This window comes from Chitinophaga sp. 05T412 (assembly GCF_056396465.1).
The window spans coordinates 180,081-195,789 of sequence record NZ_JBFTLN010000012.1 but is presented as its reverse complement, the minus strand read 5'-3'; the positions used below and the strand labels follow the sequence as shown (position 1 = coordinate 195,789).

Sequence of the window (15,709 nt, the reverse complement as noted above, 5' to 3'; positions counted from 1 at the left end):
GCATGCTTACTGCAGTGTCGCTTTCTTTTTCACCAGTTTAAAGTGGTCATCATTCGGATCTACATCCATGAAATAGATGATACCTTTTTCGAGAAAAACTCTACGCTGAATGTCTTCATCCGACAAATATTCAGCACCTGTTGGAATGACAAAAGGTGTAATCAGGGGCTGCCAGCGATGATCACGAAAGGTGAGCGTAGTCATGTCGCATACAGTACCATTCATGGGCCACTGGTACACGCTGAATTCATCTGCCCCATCTAAATTCAGATCGCCTTCATTAAACAGCCGGGCTTCGCAGCAGCCGATTTTGGCATCTGGTAATTTGTTCCCAGCGAATCGCACGGCGTATTCATCGGCCACACCATCGTCTTCCATTGGATTGCCATAGCCGTTTTTGGTGCGGACAATATACGCTGTATCCGTTTGTCCGTCACCGTTAAAGTCGCCGGTAATAGCGTTGCTATCAGCCGGAGGACGACTGGGATCGGCGGTATCCTTTACTACTGGCGGGGTATAAACTACGTTAGGTGTTGTTGCAACTAAACTATCTTGTGGGGGAGTTTCCTTAACAGGTCCGGTGCCATGACAAGCAGTGATCAAGCCAGCCAGTAGCAGAGGCATATAAAGTTTCATCTAATAAATTTGCGGGTAAATATATTGAAATATATAAGCACATAACCGCTTTTTTGAGAATGGCTGAAAAGTGTGAGCAGGCTGTATAACAGTAATGATTACCTTTAATTATCACGATACCTGTATGAAATACCTGCTGTTAGCCGGATTGCTGGCATTGTTCGCCTGCCACTCTCCAAACACCTTAAACCATCGTACCAAAGGTCCCCTGGTGTTGTTCGATTCAACACATCATAAGCCACTGACAGATAGCGGCCTTACCCCTGTGATGGGCCACCGCTTTGTATTGTATGGTGATTTTGATGGCGATGGCCGTCCTGACACACTGACCGAACACTTTTTCAGCGGGATTGATAACCGGGAAACGAATAAGTATTATAAGGACATTGACTACGACTTACAGGTACGACTAAACGATCAGAAGGAACCTTACGTGTTTGTGAGCGGCAGTAACCATGATATTGACACATTGCATACAGGCAGTGGCCAGGTACTCGGGTTGTCGTGGTTGAAAAACGAAGGGGACTTAAATGGAGATGGTACCGATGAAGTATCATATGTATCAGATTGGGCGGATTGGTCCAATTTCAATACCTGTCATTTGGTGACCTGGCGTCATCACCGCTGGGAAGAATTATATTGTTTGCCGGTAAATGACCTGGAGCTACCAGACCCTAATCATGAAAGTGGGGATACTACCCATTTCCCCGGCTTTATCAGGAAGATAAAGCCAGGGAGGGTGATGGTATATTATAATGATACTGGAATCGCCGATAGTGCGATTATCCATATCCGTTAGTCGCTATTTCGCGAGTAATTGCAGGGAATGGTTCACTTGTTCAATGCCACCTTGCCATCCTTCATGACCAGGAATCAGGAATGCCGGATGAGGAAATTTGCTTTTTAGCTTCCGCAGCGACGCCGGGTAAGCGGCCAGATTTCCATCCCCGAGAAAGCCCATATTGGTAGCGTCCATGCTTTTCACAAAACAGCCGCCATATAATACCTTCGTTTGCGGCAGCCAGATCACGATGTTATCTTTCGTATGTCCTTCACCGGGGTAGAACGTTTCCAGCTTCACACCATTGATATTGAAAACGGTATCCTTACGGAATACAAATTCCGCCGCTTTTTCATTCCGTTCTTTGCAGAGATCCTGTGTTTGTTGCGTGCTGTATGTTTTTACGCCCTTCTCTTTCAGGAAATCCAGGCCCGCGGTGCAGTCGGCGTGAAAATGGGTGACAATACAATGCGTGATTTTTTGATGGTACCGTTGTTCCAGTGTATCCGCCAGTTGCCTCGTTTGATCTTCACTCCAGGGCGTATTAATTAATATAATCCCTTTGTCTGTTACAATATACAGGCCGTTGGCCGGTACCCAGGAGCCTTTGTATTCTCCATGAGATACACTCGCATACACATTCCCGGTAAGATGAGTCGTTTGCATAGGCGGTTGGGAATCCTGCGCAAAAGCAGCGGTGGCGCCCAACAGGCCTGCAAAAACAAGCAATAGATTTTTCATGATTTCCTATAATATAACTGCGAAATTAAGACATTCACGACCCGCAACCATTATTTTTTTATCCCGCAAAACATTATCCTACTAATTTAGTAGATTATTCATATCTTACTGTTAAATCAAGTGTTTTGGATAGTCGTCATACACAATCGCTTATCAATTTGCTGCGCCAAACCCATCATGCCGAGTGGGAGGCTACCCCTGCTGCGCAGGATGCCATCGCCTGGTTGAATGACCTGGTGAGTTTCCTCTTCCCAGGTAATCATCTTCCCAAACAAACCTCCTATAAGGGTATTCTCAAAAAGAACCAGATAGACCTGGAAAATATCCTGCTCAGTTATCTGGACCCGCAGGAAGTACCTATAGAAGATATTGCAAACGCCTTTTATAACTCGTTGGGAACCATCTATCAGGATCTGCGGCAGGATGCCACCAAAATTCATGAATATGATCCCGCCGCTACCAGCGTGAATGAAGTCATTGTGTCCTATCCCGGCTTTTACGCCATCACCGTATACCGCATTGCCCACCGGCTCACCCGGTTGCACGTGCCGGTACTGCCCCGTATTATCAGTGAGTATGCACATGGCAAAACAGGCATCGATATTCATCCCAATGCGCAAATTGAAGTGCCTTTTATTATTGACCATGGTACGGGCATTGTTATCGGGGCCACCAGTATCATTGGCGCCAATGTGGTGATTTACCAGGGCGTTACACTGGGCGCGCTGCAGGTTACCAAGGAATTATCTGAAGTGAAAAGACATCCTACAGTAGAAGATGATGTGATTATTTATGCCCGCAGTACCATCCTTGGAGGGAATACGACGATTGGCAAAGGCAGCATTATTGGTGGCAGCGTGTTTATTACTAAAAGTGTTCCGCCCTTTTCGCAGGTGTTTAATACCCATCAGGTGAGAATTACCACCAAAACAATCAGCTAGTAAGCTCAACACAAATACCAGCGCCATTCCCGGAAATATATTTATCTTATGCCCCTTGAGGATTAACACGGCATAAGCATGAGAATTTTATTGGCAGGCGTTTTATTGACCACTTGTTTTATGACAAACCGCCTGCTTGCGCAGGACACACTACAACAACTACCAGAGGTAGTGATTCAATCGTATGTATCCAAAACACCCTTGCAGCGTGTACCCACTGCCRTGAGTGTGTTATCACCGGCTGATATGCAGCTGCAGCAGGGCGCTTCCCTATTGCCGGCCTTTAATACGGTGCCGGGCATACGCATGGAGGAGCGGTCGCCCGGAAGTTATCGTTTATCCATCAGGGGTAGTTTGCTGCGTTCACCTTTTGGTATCCGTAATATTAAAATATATGCAGATGAAATTCCGCTCACCGATGCGGGCGGTAATACTTATCTGAATCTCCTTGATCCGGATGTCATCAGCCGGGCAGAAGTATTGAAAGGACCCGATGGCAGCCTGTTTGGTGCTAACTCCGGTGGCGTGGTACGTCTGGATCTGGCGCCACTGCCGGGTGATACGCAGCACCTGCAGGTAAATCTGCAGGGCGGTAGCTATGGCCTGTTTCATGGCAGCATTGGCTGGCAACAGCAATGGAAAAATTACCAGCTGCAGGTATTTCAGGGATATCAGCGGGCAGATGGCTACCGCCAGAATACCGCCATGAAAAGATCGTATACCCAAACTGCACAACGCTGGGAATACAAACCCGGTTACGCATTGAAGCTGCTGGCTTTTTATTCGGACTTGTCGTACCGCACGCCCGGTGGATTAACCCTCGCCCAAAGTGAAGCGAATCCGCGTGCAGCCCGTCCGGCAACGACTACTTTACCCGGCGCTATTGCCCAACAGGCGGGGATTTACAACCGCACTTTCCAGGGCGGACTGATACACGAAGCCCAATTTACGCCCCGCTTGCAACATGTACTTGCTGTATTTGGCGCCAATACCCACTTCGAAAATCCGTTCATTACCAATTATGAAGCAAGAGATGAAAATACTGCCGGCTTCCGCACCTATCTCCAATGGGTGAATGATCCGGCGAAAGTCCATGACATACAATGGAAATGGCTGAATGGGGCAGAGTGGCAACAAACCACTACCGACGTCATTAATTATGGTAACCGCGGCGGAAAAAGAGATACGGTGATGGCGGCCGATCAACTTACCGCACATCAGTATTTCTTCTTTAGCCGCTTTCATGCTACCCTGCGGCAGTTTACCCTGGAAGCCGCCGCCAGCTTAAATTACTATGGTTACAGTTATAACAGCCAGGGCCACACGAATATTCGTTTTACGCCGCAGCTGATGCCGCGCTTGTCGATGTCATATGCATTTACACCCCTGGTGACCGGACGTATCACGGTGAGCCGAGGCTATTCGCCACCCGCCACCGCCGAAGTACGTGCATCCGACAACGTTATTAATACCACGCTGCAACCAGAAACCGGCTGGAACTATGAAGCGGGGGTACGCGCCGCTACCCGCCGCCATCGCGCCATGGTGGATGCCGCCTTCTTTTACTACCGGATGCGAAACGCTATTGTAAAACGGCAGAATGCCCAGGGAGAAGATTATTTTGTGAACGCCGGTGGCGTACACCAGAAAGGGATAGAGTTGCAGGGGATGTGGTGGATTTTGTTGCCCCGGCCTTCAGGCGTATTACGGGGTATTAAATGGCAGGAAGGATATACGTTCAGTGATTTTAAATTCAACGATTATATCAGCGGTGCGAAAAATTATTCCGGCAACCAACTCACCGGAGTGCCCCAACACGTGCTCCTAAGCAGTGTGCAATGGCAATTCCCGGCAGACATCTCCCTATATATCCAACATACTTTTACCAGCCGTATTCCACTGGATGACGCTAACAGTACTTTTGCCCGCAGCTATCACCTGCTTCAGGCCAATGTGAACTGGAAACTGCCGTTGCATACGCGCTATGCCGTGTATGTACGTGCGGGCGCGGACAATCTGCTGGATGTAAAATACAGCCTGGGCAGCGACCTGAATGCCGTGGGCAACCGGTTTTATAATCCTGCTCCCGGCAGAAATTATTTCGGTGGTATCCGCGTAGTACGGTAACCGTTATACCGGCATGTTGTGGAAGGAATGTACCGTAGTGGGCATTGTGATCCTCAGCGCTGGTGTTTAAAAAAATACCCGCTGATCCGCATTATTTATCACCATAAAAACAAATTCCCTTTCCTGGCGGGCGCCAACATATTCCCCGCCATCGTTAACAAAAGCGGCATAGAATTGTAATTAGTGTGTAAGCATTTTACATACAGATGAGTTCTACCAACGAAAAACAGGATAAGCCGGTTATCACCGCCAGAATTGATGGTTTTTTTATCACCTTCTATGATATCGCTGTCTTTATAGCCCGTTTCTTCCGGGAGGCATTTCGGCCGCCGGTAGAATGGGGGGAATTTGTACGGCAATGTTACCAGGTGGGCTATAAATCACTGGCATTGGTGACGGTCACCGGTTTTATTACCGGAGTGGTATTTACCGAACAGTCGCGTCCCACTTTATCAGAATTTGGGGTCACGGCCTGGCTGCCCTCACTGGTAGCTATTGCCGTAGTAAGGGCGCTGGCGCCATTGATCGCCGCCCTGATTTGTGCGGGTAAGGTAGGTTCCAGCATCGGCGCCGAACTGGGCTCCATGAAAGTAACGGAGCAAATAGATGCCATGGAGGTATCCGCCATTAACCCATTCCGCTATCTGATTGTTACCCGGGTAACGGCCATGACCATCTGTCTGCCGTTGCTGATGTTCTACAATGCGCTGATAGGTTGCCTCGGTTCTTACTTCGATGTACATGCGCATGAACAAACCAGTCTCATTGCTTTTTTCGATAATGCCTTTGCACAAATTACTTTCCTGGATTATACCACCGCACTCACCAAAGCCATCCTGTACGGTTTTACCATCGGTATAGTGAGCTGCTACCAGGGCTGGAATGCTTCTCAGGGCACCATGGGCGTGGGTAAGGCGGCTAATGTGTCCGTGATTGTATCCATGTTCCTGATTTTTATTGAAGAAGTGATTATTGTTCACGTGTTTAATTCTATCCGATAGCATATGAAAGAAAACGAACACCATATCGATAAGAATGAAACAGTGATCCAAATACGTGATCTGTATAAGTCGTTCGGCGATAAACATGTATTACAAGGCATCAACCTCGATGTGTTTAAAGGAGAAAACGTAGTGGTACTGGGCCGCTCCGGCACAGGGAAATCCGTATTAATCAAAATTATCATTGGGTTGTTGATGCCGGATGCGGGTACCGTCAATGTGCTGGGGGAAGAAGTAGATCAGCTCAAAGATGTGGAGCTGCGGGCGTTGCGACTGAAAGTAGGATTCTCCTTTCAAAGCAGTGCCTTATATGATAGTATGACGGTAGGTGAAAACCTGGCGTTTCCGCTGAAGCGAAATAACCGTAGCCTGACCCGGGACCAGATCCGGAAAACGATTGATGTGGTATTGGATGCGATTGGGCTACCCGATACGATTAACCAGTATCCATCTGAGTTATCCGGTGGACAAAAGAAACGGATTGGGATTGGGCGCACGCTGATCCTGCGTCCGGAAATTATGCTGTATGATGAGCCTACAGCCGGACTGGACCCCATCACCTGCATGGAATTAAATAAGCTGATTAATGCCGTGAAAGAGCGGTTCAACACCAGTTCCATTATCATCACACACGATCTTACCTGCGCCAAAGAAGTGGGCGACCGGGTAGCTGTGATGGACGAAGGCCGGTTTGTACGACAGGGTACTTTTGAAGAAGTTTTTACAGAGAAGGAAGGACTGATAAAAAGTTTTTACGACTATAACTTTATACAATAAGCTATGGAAGCAGGAAAAAAACGCGCAGTGATTGTCGGCATTTTCGTAGTACTGGGGTTGGCAATTTTTGTAACGGCCGTGATGATGCTGGGCAAGCAACAGAAGCTGTTCAATAAATCTGTACAGGTAAACGCCATATTCAAAGATGTAAATGGATTGGCGGTGGGCCGGAATATTCTGTATTCCGGTGTAAAAATAGGTACCGTAAAGAAAATCAGTTTTGTGCGGGCTAATGAAATTCTGGTGCTGATGAACATTGATCAGAGTGCGCAGGAGTTTATACATAAAGATGTGGTAGCCCGTATCAGCTCTGAGGGGTTGATGGGGAATAAAATTGTGATGTTGTCCGGTGGCACGCCCAACATGCCGCAGATTGAAGATGGGGATCAGCTCACGGTGGGCAGTGGACTGAGTACAGAAGAGATCATGAATACGTTGCAGGTAAATAATAAAAGCCTGGTGGAAATAACAGATAACCTTAAAGTGATTACCAAAGGGATGGTAGATGGAAAAGGGACATTGGGTAAACTACTGACAGACGATTCGGTGTATAAAAACCTGAATGCTTCCATGGCCGGACTCAATAACGCCGTAGCCAATACCCGCCGGCTTACCAGTGCCTTATCCGCATATGCGGATAAGCTCCAAACCAAAGGCGTACTTTCCAATGAGCTGGTAACGGATACGATGGTATTCTCCAAATTGCGTTCGGCGGTATCACAGATGAATGAGGTGGCGGGCAATGCCAACAAAGCAGTATCGGATTTGCAGGCAACGAGTGCGGGTGTGAAAGCGGGCATGTCCAACAGCGATGCGCCTATAGGCATGTTGCTACAGGACACATTGCTGGCGGATGCTTTTAAAGCGACAATCTATAATCTGGAAACCAGTACAGAAAGGCTGGATACCAATATGATGGCCATCCGGAATAACTTCCTTTTCCGCGGCTATTTCAGAAAACAGGCGAAGCGGGAAAGAAAGGCGCAGAAGGCCAAAGAAAAAGCAGACAGGCAGGCAAAGAAATAATTACGAATTACGAATTACGGATTTGTGGGTAGATGGTAAACGCGAAGATCAACTTCGCTTATATCTACCCACAAATCCGTAATTCGTAATTCGTAATTATTTCTTTGCCTGCCAGTGTAGCATTTCTTCTTCAATAAAATGTTTAACGAGATCACTGTACATTTTTTCGATGGCGTCGGGGTTTAGTCCGGCTTCGATCGCCCATGCTCTCCGTTGTTCTAACATGGCCTTGAACCGCTCCGGCGCCTGTACCGCAGAGGCGCTGGTTTTAAAGGCTGCAGCGGCTTTTACATACGCAAAACGTTTACCTAATAACTGCACTACTTCGTGATCAATGGCATCAATTTCGGTGCGTATATCCTGCATGTTTTCGCAGGCTTCCGGTGATTTCATATTAGTGTCCTTTTGCTGAAAATGCTTTTATAGGGGTGAGGTCTACTTTGCGGAATTCCACTTCTGAGCCTTCTGCCTGCAGGGCAATCTGGCCTTTACGGGCAGTAGCCTGGGTACCATAGTTAACGAGATCGCCGTTCACCCATACTTTGATGGCGTTGCCTACGCATTCTATGATCATCGTATTCCATTCGCCCAATGGTTTTTCGGAGCCATCGGTGAGATTGATGATGCGGCGTTTTTTACCATCCACGGAGCCCCATTCACTTTTAGGACCGCGGCGTTTTTCCATATCGGGCACGGTGATGTCTTCCCCGATGCACCAGAAGTCGCCGGCATCCTGGTGTTGCATTTGTACTTCGATGGATTTAGGAAACATGCCGTACAGCACCCGTGGGGTGGAGGCAAATACCAATACGCCACAGTTGCCTGGTTTGGCGGGGAAGCGGTATTGTACTTCCAGACGGAAGTTTTCATAGCTGGCATCTGTGATGATATGTCCCTGTGGACTGGCCAGGCTGACGAATACGCCATCCCGCAGTATGAAAGGGGTTTTCACGTTTGGATCTTTGTCCATGGCGGGTACATCAATATGCCAGCCGCTCAGGTCTTTAAAGTTGAATAAGCTGCGCGTTTGTGCGTTGACGTTGGCAGCACCGCATAGCATCGACACGGCGATGCAGGAGGTGAAAATAAGTTTTTTCATAAAGGAACTTATCGGGATTTGGGGCTAAATATAGTGTAGAATTACGAATAACAAATTACGAATTACGGTTCGATGCCATCTTTGAATCCGATGGCGGCATGTGAGCCGTCGCAGAAGGGTTTGTTGGCGGAGGCGCCGCATCTGCATAAGGTAACACGGTTACGTATTTCATAAGGAATGCCTTCCGCATCTAATACTTCAATGCCTCCCTGCAGCCATAGCGGACCGCTGATGTCTTTGGCAGGATCTTCTATGATACCAATGGCGGGTGTTAGTTCGGGTTCTACCGGGGTTTGTGTGGCGCGGTCCCATGCAACGAGGCGCCCGGAAGGACATTCGCCTACCTGTTTAATAAACTGCGCTTTGATAGCAGCATGATTGGTATCGTTCACCATATTCCATACCTGCCCGTTAGGATCGCAGAAGCGTGCAAAAGCGCAGAGGTGTTGTACGTCGGTGAGTAGCATGGTGGGGCCTTCCAGTACTTCCGCGTCATCTATATAGTTGGTATGCCCGGCGGTTTCGGTGCCCTCGAATTTAATTTTCCGGTGGGTATTATCGCAGAAGGGTTTGTTTTTGGAGTGGCCGCAGCGGCAAAGGTGGAAGGGTTGTTCCGCAGGCTGAAAGCTTTTGCCGGGAATCCATTTCAGTGATTCTTTGTGCACATTGGTGCCAATGGTTTCGAGCCGTAAAGGTACCTTGCCGCTCACTTCGTAAGGACCGTCGGTGGTTACTTTTACCTGGATGCCTGGTGCTGCTTTCATGATGGCTTTTAGCAACTAAACAAAAGGGAGCGKAAAAGGTTGATCTGTAGAGCAGAAAGGAAAAAGCAGAAGGCAAAAAGCTATTGTTGCGATTGATCAGTGCGTATAATATCCGCTTTGGTCTATTCGCAACAATAGCTTTTTGCCTTCTGCTTTTTGCTTTCTGCTACTGCAGTATCAGTTCAACCACCGGAATCTCCATAGCTGGTTTTTTCTCCGGCAGTGATAATGCCAGGTTATCGCCATCTGTGGTAAACTTCACTTCGGAGTTATCGTGCAGGAGCTGGGCATATTTTACTTTGCCTTTGTATCCGGGCAGTACTACTTTGGTGTTGTATTCCAGCAGGTGAACGTACAATCTTTTGGTGGTGGGATTGTAGGTGAGCATGGAATTTTGTGGTACGGCGAATGAGGTGGGTGCGTAGGTACAGCCGTAGATGGATTCGCTGTTGCCTTTCATCCAGTCGCCGATGTTGCCGAGGGCATTTTGGGCGCGGGCATCAAATACGCCGCGGGCGGTAGGGCCTACGTTGAGGATCAGGTTACCGCCTCTGCTCACGGAGCCGATCAGGAGTTGCAGCAGTTCGTGGGTGCTTTTCCAGGAGTTTTCATCGCGATAGTAGCCCCAGGAGCCGGAGAAGGTTTGGCAGGTTTCCCATGTTTTACCACGGAATTGTTCCAGCTCTTCTACCTTCACTTGTTCAGGAGTGAGGAAGTCGGCGCCATCTTCGTATTCTTCCAGGTTGAGGCGGTTGTCTACAATGATGCCGGGTTGGAGTTTGCGGATCATTTTGAGCAGGTCAACGGCAGCCCAGTCGTCTTTACCCTTACCGTTTTTGCCGGCATAGGAGAAGTCGAGCCAGAGGATATCGATTTTGCCGTAGCGGGTAAGCAGTTCTTTAATCTGATCACGCATATACTGACGGTATTTGTTCATATCCTTTCCGGCATTCAGGCGGGCATAGGTGCTGTCGGCGTTATCAGCAGGGCGTTGCGGGTGCACATAGTCGATGGTAAAGTCCGGATGATGCCAGTCGATCAGCGAATAGTAGAAGCCTACTTTAATACCTTCGGCGCGGAAGGCGTCTACAAATTCCCGTACCAGGTCGCGATGGGCGGGGGTATTGGTGGCTTTGTAGTCGGTGAATTTTGAGTCGAACAGACAAAAGCCTTCGTGGTGTTTGGTGGTGAGTACGGCGTACTTCATACCGGCGGCTTTGGCTTGTTTGGCCCAGGCTTTCGGATCGAACTGTGTGGGATTGAACAGGTCGAAATAATTTTGATATTGTTCGTTGGTGAGGCGTTCGTTGTGTTTTACCCATTCATGTCTGGCGGGCATGGCATACAGGCCCCAGTGGATGAACATACCGAAGCGGTCATGTGTCCACCAGGCCATGCGTTGTTCTTTTTGTGCGGCGGTTTCCGTGCCGATGTGTTTTAATTCCTGTGCCTGTACAGAGAAGAAGGGACTGGCCATCAGCGCCGCCATCAGCAATTGTTTCTTTAGCATTTGTCGTTATTTATCTTTGATCAATAGTACTTTGTTTACACGAAGTGTTTGTTCTGCCGGAGATGTTAGTGTTCCCGTGAATCCAACGGTAACAGTGGTTGCAGTGGTCAGACTGAATGCAGCAGACACATATTTGTGGCTGTTGTTGGAGAGTTTTGCGGACCCCAACGCAGTATTCATTTGTTCCACATCAGGCAATTGATTGCCTGCCGCTACTACCAGGAAGGTATTTTCGAGGGAGTTGTCGATATTGGCGATATCGGCCTCAAAGCGGTAGTCGCCGGGTTGCAGGGTGAATGTCTGGTATATTTTGCCGTTGATGATAGGGCCGTTATCCCAGATCCAGAGCGTGAGCATACCGTTTTTGTTTCCGCCGATTTCATCGTAGGTGCCATTTCTGCCGGCTTCGCTGTTATACTGCCAGCCCTGTAATTGCCCGAAACGTCCGTCTGGCATATGTGCGGGGTCTCTGATAAATGGCGCACCAGGGTTTACGATATACTTCGCCGTGAGGTCTTCCTTTACACCAGTAGTAACAAAGGCCGCATAAAAAGTATCGATGGCCAGTGGATCTGGAAGATATAAAGTACGATAGCGGAAATTACTTCCGGAGAGATAATTATCCAGTTTGGTGACCTGTGATTCAGGAATAACATGGATGATGGTATCATGCAGGATATGGTCGCTGGTAGTGTATTGTAGTTGCATCCCAATGATGCCCTGGGTAGTGTCAGCGTTTACCCAGGGAATGGTGGCAGTGCCGTTTTTTACTTCCACCATACCATGGGGTCTGTTGAGTAAAGCATCCTCATATAAATGGCCATATGCAAAACCGGTAACCTCTGACCTTACAGAGATGCGTCCCTCTTTATCGAAATTATAGACTTCAAAACTGTAGGCTCTTTCTTCCAGGTGTTCGATCAGGAAGCGGATGGTATCTATGCCCTCAGTGCGTTTAATATCGATGATCGCGGAATCCTTGCGATTATTCCAGTAGATTTTTGATTTGCTGACTTTAGGGTCAGCAATCAATAGCCAGTAGAGTTCTATTCGGTCGCGGCCCGGATGTATTTGCAGGGAATCAGCTTTTCCGGTGTATAGAATCTCCCCGTTTTTAATAAATCTTTTGTAGTCATCCTGTTTGCTGCAGGCGGACAAAATCAGCAGGCAGCCTATGATATAGCTAAGTGTGCGCATAATTTTTTTTTAGGTAGATGATCATTATTTGTCGTTACCCCAGAATAACATTTTCTGGATGTTGGCGGCATATCCGCCATCTGTCCAGGTGCGGAGAATTTTGATGCGGATGTATCTTACTCGGGGAGCCTCAATAGGTACATCCATCTGTTCTCCGGCTTTGGCTGCATCGATATCATCTTGTGTGGTTTGCCCTACTGGCAGGCCGGAAGGCTTGATCACGGTATGTTCCACCAGCCGCGTCCAGCTATCCCAGCTACCATCGGTGGCCGGATTGGTGGAGCCCCATATTTCGAATTTGCGTACGTTGTTTTGCAGGTAAATCCATTCATCGGGGCGTTGCCATAACGTAATACGGCTTAACTGTGCCATGACGCCCAGGTCAAGGGTGATAGACATGGGGAAGCCGTCCAGTTTATCTGCGGAGTGCCACATGGTGCCGTTCCATAAACCGGAGATAGGGTAACCCCAGCCGAAGTCGGTATCTCCAGGTAATTTTACTTCTTTGAAATTCACTTTTTCGAGCTGCTTTTCAAAGTAAGGGACGAAGTCCTGCATAATGGTGTCGGACAGGTTGCCCCAATGATCTACTACATAAAAACCGAACTTTCTTTTCTCTGCGGCAAAGCCTCTTACAGAGTAGCTACCGCCTGGCAGCTTGGTATAGTGTACATCTGCGGGGCCAAATACGCCGTTGGAGTCGGTGGTAAGTGTTACGATGCCAACATCTGCTTTGGCGTCATTCAGAAAGTGGATATTAATGCCGCCGAAATCTTCTTTTACCTGCAACGATTTACGCACGTTCAGCATGGGTGGTGTCAGTGGCTTAATTTGAGCGGTCACCGGATCAGAAGCTTTTTCATTGCGGCTTACCACATACAACTGGATGTTGTGGATGGCGGTATCGCCGAAGCCATCTACTATCAGGAAGTTGTTGTAATAAGAAGATCTCATTTCTCTGGCTTCGCCTCCTTTGATCGTGTATACTGCTTTCACGTACAGGATGTCGGGATTTTGCGGCAGGCTGTAGGAGATTTTCGCAGCACCGGGTAAATTGGTGATGGAGACGTTTTTTATGACATCTGGCTTTTCGCCGCTGGTATTAACAGGTGTATGTAGATCTTTCTGACAGGCAGCCAGCAGCAGGGAAGCAGTGGTGCTAAGCAGTAATAATAATTTATATGGTTGCATATGGTGAGCAGTTGAAGTAAATAAATGTGGTTACCATCCGAAGGTTTGCACCAGTTTGGGATTGATGAGCAAATCATCGTTGGAAACGGGCCAGAAGTAATGCCGGGGGCTGAACGTTTGACGGAACAATGTCCTGACACGATAGTAGAATGCGGCGTCAGCTTGTGTTACGTCCCATCCGGTAATTGGTTTATTCAGCTCTTCTGTACTTCTTTTCCAGCGGCGCAGGTCCCAGAACCGGGCGCCTTCAAAAGCGAGTTCAATGAGTCGTTCCTGCTGAATAATCTGGCGAAAGCCTTCTTTGGTCTGGAATTTTCCGGGTTGTCTGGAATAGTTACTCCAGGCTGTTTGCACGGGAGGGATGCCGGCTCTGGCTCTTACCTTATCGATGTAAGTAAATGCTTCTGGTTGCGGACCTCCTGCTTCATTTAATGCTTCTGCATATAACAGGTAAAGCTCAGCGAGCCGCATTTCCGGCCAGGCATAAGATTCGATGTACAGCCCTTGTTGTTCCAGGATTTCATTTTTCCAACTGATCAGTTTTTTACAGTAGTAGCCGGTAACGTTGTTATCGTAGATATTTTTTCTGGCCTGCCATTGTCCGGATTTGTTTTCTATATGAAATACTTTTTTCTGCGTTACCCACATGGAGCCATCAAATGCGAGATCCGCATAAAAGCGGGGTTCGCGGTCGAAGTGCAGAGAGGCGGTGGTATATCCGTCCTGTATCATTTCTCCTTCTGCAGCAGTAGCTGTTCTTAGTTTGGTACGGTTGGTATAATCCCAGGTTTTGTCTTCCGAAATGGGGACGCCATTATGGGTATAAAACAGTTCTGCCATTTTCATAGTGGGGGCCACGCTGCCTACCACGGATTCATTACCGAGTTTGGATGGATCAATGCGGGGCATCATTTGCCGTTGCATGTCGTATGTGCTGGTGTTAGGATTATTCCAGATTACTTCCGCGTTCCATTCTTCACACACGGCATTGCGCAGCGACATTTGCCGCGTGATGGTATCGGAAAGGGTTACTCCCAGCTGATTGAATTTATAGAGTTGCATGCCTACCTGCTCACACAGGGTGATGGCATCTTTACAGGCTGCTGCAGCTTTTGTCCATTTTTCCGGGTCATAGACCGGATTAAATAAGGGACTACCATCATAATTTTTGTAGCCGTTATAATCAGGGTTACCATTGAATAGTGGACTGGCAGCGGTTACCAGTACGCGGGCTTTGATAGCCAGGGCAATGGGACGGGTGATGCGGCCCAGTTCTGTAGATCTGTTGGCAATAACCGTTGGCAGGCCGGCAGCTGCGGTATCCAGCAGTCGCGAAATATAATTCACCACGCTGTCTACGTGTACGCGCGGTATTTTTGTTTCCTCTATAGAGCTGACAATGGAGATGTTTTTATCGATGATAGGTATCGGGCCGTACATGCGTAACAGATACCAGTGATAGTAGGCTTTCAGGAATTTCACTTCTGCCGCCCACCGGTCTTTTTCAGGCTGGCGCATGTCTACTACTTTGTTAATATTGTCGATGAAGATGTTACAGTCGCGAAGAGCCTTGAACATTTGTGTCCACTGCGACATATAAGTAGCATTCGGGCTGAGATTGCCTTCTGCTATCTGCCATGGTGCGTCGCCCGAGCTATAGGGGCGTACCATCCAGTATTCATCTCCGGCCAGCAATGCCGGGTTGTCGTAGAAGGTGGAGCTTTTTGGAAGATAGGAATAGCAGGTGTATAAATATTTTATCGCCTCTTGTCGCATGGTAAATGCGTTATCGATGGTAGGCACGTTATCCGGCACTACATCCAGGTACTTTTTACAGGCGGAGAGGTGAAAAAGCAGCAGGCATAACAAGGCCCGCTGCATATTTCTGCGGAAGGAGTGTTTATAGTTGATCATTGAA

15 protein-coding genes are annotated in these 15,709 nt (G+C 48.1%); 6 read left to right on the top strand and 9 right to left on the bottom strand.

From position 1 onward, the window contains the following. Positions 1–6: 6 nt before the first annotated feature. Positions 7–636, bottom strand: coding sequence for a hypothetical protein (locus AC1DFM_RS24815; protein ID WP_477079466.1), 630 nt, complete (start codon positions 634–636; stop codon positions 7–9). A 124-nt stretch (positions 637–760) separates the two neighbouring features. Between AC1DFM_RS24815 and AC1DFM_RS24810 the strand changes: the two genes are divergently transcribed. Then, the gene (locus AC1DFM_RS24810) at positions 761–1,435 is read left to right on the top strand and encodes a hypothetical protein (protein ID WP_477079465.1); all 675 of its coding nucleotides are present in this window, start codon (positions 761–763) and stop codon (positions 1,433–1,435) included. A 3-nt stretch (positions 1,436–1,438) separates the two neighbouring features. Here the strand turns inward: AC1DFM_RS24810 and bla are convergent, their stop codons facing one another. After that, entirely contained in the window at positions 1,439–2,158 is a 720-nt protein-coding gene (gene bla / locus AC1DFM_RS24805) for a subclass B1 metallo-beta-lactamase (RefSeq protein WP_477079464.1), read from the bottom strand. Positions 2,159–2,283: 125 nt separating this feature from the next. Here bla and AC1DFM_RS24800 point away from each other — a divergent pair, with 125 nt between their 5' ends. The 5 genes from AC1DFM_RS24800 (at position 2,284) to AC1DFM_RS24780 (ending at position 8,030) form a co-directional block, all read left to right on the top strand. Continuing rightward, complete coding sequence (locus AC1DFM_RS24800) at positions 2,284–3,099, top strand: serine O-acetyltransferase (protein ID WP_477079463.1); 816 nt, start codon at positions 2,284–2,286, stop codon at positions 3,097–3,099. A 78-nt stretch (positions 3,100–3,177) separates the two neighbouring features. Next, entirely contained in the window at positions 3,178–5,226 is a 2,049-nt protein-coding gene (locus tag AC1DFM_RS24795; protein ID WP_477079462.1) for a TonB-dependent receptor, read from the top strand. Between the two features lie 206 nt (positions 5,227–5,432). Next, the gene (locus tag AC1DFM_RS24790) at positions 5,433–6,227 is read left to right on the top strand and encodes an MlaE family ABC transporter permease (protein WP_477079461.1); all 795 of its coding nucleotides are present in this window, start codon (positions 5,433–5,435) and stop codon (positions 6,225–6,227) included. 3 nt (positions 6,228–6,230) lie between these two features. Then, positions 6,231–7,004 (top strand): ABC transporter ATP-binding protein, encoded by a 774-nt coding sequence (locus AC1DFM_RS24785; RefSeq protein WP_477079460.1) that lies wholly within the window; start codon positions 6,231–6,233, stop codon positions 7,002–7,004. A gap of 3 nt (positions 7,005–7,007) precedes the next feature. After that, positions 7,008–8,030: an MlaD family protein gene (locus tag AC1DFM_RS24780; protein WP_477079459.1), complete on the top strand. Its 1,023-nt coding sequence runs from the start codon at positions 7,008–7,010 to the stop codon at positions 8,028–8,030. A 96-nt stretch (positions 8,031–8,126) separates the two neighbouring features. Here the strand turns inward: AC1DFM_RS24780 and AC1DFM_RS24775 are convergent, their stop codons facing one another. The 7 genes from AC1DFM_RS24775 to AC1DFM_RS24745 all read right to left on the bottom strand — a co-directional run bounded on the left by AC1DFM_RS24775 (position 8,127) and on the right by AC1DFM_RS24745 (position 15,705). After that, the gene (locus tag AC1DFM_RS24775) at positions 8,127–8,423 is read right to left on the bottom strand and encodes an isochorismate lyase (RefSeq protein WP_477079458.1); all 297 of its coding nucleotides are present in this window, start codon (positions 8,421–8,423) and stop codon (positions 8,127–8,129) included. Position 8,424: 1 nt separating this feature from the next. Further along, entirely contained in the window at positions 8,425–9,129 is a 705-nt protein-coding gene (locus tag AC1DFM_RS24770) for a 3-keto-disaccharide hydrolase (RefSeq protein WP_477079457.1), read from the bottom strand. A gap of 62 nt (positions 9,130–9,191) precedes the next feature. Beyond that, entirely contained in the window at positions 9,192–9,893 is a 702-nt protein-coding gene (locus AC1DFM_RS24765) for a CDGSH iron-sulfur domain-containing protein (RefSeq protein ID WP_477079456.1), read from the bottom strand. Between the two features lie 166 nt (positions 9,894–10,059). Further along, positions 10,060–11,403 (bottom strand): alpha-L-fucosidase, encoded by a 1,344-nt coding sequence (locus tag AC1DFM_RS24760; protein WP_477079455.1) that lies wholly within the window; start codon positions 11,401–11,403, stop codon positions 10,060–10,062. Between the two features lie 6 nt (positions 11,404–11,409). Further along, positions 11,410–12,600 carry a DUF4998 domain-containing protein gene (locus AC1DFM_RS24755; protein WP_477079454.1) on the bottom strand — a complete coding sequence of 397 codons (1,191 nt, stop codon included), beginning with the start codon at positions 12,598–12,600 and terminating at the stop codon, positions 11,410–11,412. 24 nt (positions 12,601–12,624) lie between these two features. Further along, the gene (locus AC1DFM_RS24750; RefSeq protein WP_477079453.1) at positions 12,625–13,791 is read right to left on the bottom strand and encodes a DUF5000 domain-containing lipoprotein; all 1,167 of its coding nucleotides are present in this window, start codon (positions 13,789–13,791) and stop codon (positions 12,625–12,627) included. Between the two features lie 30 nt (positions 13,792–13,821). Next, positions 13,822–15,705: a RagB/SusD family nutrient uptake outer membrane protein gene (locus tag AC1DFM_RS24745; RefSeq protein ID WP_477079452.1), complete on the bottom strand. Its 1,884-nt coding sequence runs from the start codon at positions 15,703–15,705 to the stop codon at positions 13,822–13,824. Between the last annotated feature and the right edge of the window lie 4 nt (positions 15,706–15,709).

Bases quoted from the DNA above. Each gene is read 5' to 3' on its own strand.
- AC1DFM_RS24760 (WP_477079455.1), bottom strand. From the start codon at position 11,403: ATGCTAAAGAAACAATTGCTGATGGCGGCGCTGATGGCCAGTCCCTTC.
- AC1DFM_RS24770 (WP_477079457.1), bottom strand. From the start codon at position 9,129: ATGAAAAAACTTATTTTCACCTCCTGCATCGCCGTGTCGATGCTATGC.
- bla (WP_477079464.1), bottom strand. From the start codon at position 2,158: ATGAAAAATCTATTGCTTGTTTTTGCAGGCCTGTTGGGCGCCACCGCT.
- AC1DFM_RS24750 (WP_477079453.1), bottom strand. From the start codon at position 13,791: ATGCAACCATATAAATTATTATTACTGCTTAGCACCACTGCTTCCCTG.
- AC1DFM_RS24810 (WP_477079465.1), top strand. From the start codon at position 761: ATGAAATACCTGCTGTTAGCCGGATTGCTGGCATTGTTCGCCTGCCAC.
- AC1DFM_RS24755 (WP_477079454.1), bottom strand. From the start codon at position 12,600: ATGCGCACACTTAGCTATATCATAGGCTGCCTGCTGATTTTGTCCGCC.
- AC1DFM_RS24745 (WP_477079452.1), bottom strand. From the start codon at position 15,705: ATGATCAACTATAAACACTCCTTCCGCAGAAATATGCAGCGGGCCTTG.
- AC1DFM_RS24775 (WP_477079458.1), bottom strand. From the start codon at position 8,423: ATGAAATCACCGGAAGCCTGCGAAAACATGCAGGATATACGCACCGAA.
- AC1DFM_RS24785 (WP_477079460.1), top strand. From the start codon at position 6,231: ATGAAAGAAAACGAACACCATATCGATAAGAATGAAACAGTGATCCAA.
- AC1DFM_RS24790 (WP_477079461.1), top strand. From the start codon at position 5,433: ATGAGTTCTACCAACGAAAAACAGGATAAGCCGGTTATCACCGCCAGA.
- AC1DFM_RS24815 (WP_477079466.1), bottom strand. From the start codon at position 636: ATGAAACTTTATATGCCTCTGCTACTGGCTGGCTTGATCACTGCTTGT.
- AC1DFM_RS24765 (WP_477079456.1), bottom strand. From the start codon at position 9,893: ATGAAAGCAGCACCAGGCATCCAGGTAAAAGTAACCACCGACGGTCCT.
- AC1DFM_RS24780 (WP_477079459.1), top strand. From the start codon at position 7,008: ATGGAAGCAGGAAAAAAACGCGCAGTGATTGTCGGCATTTTCGTAGTA.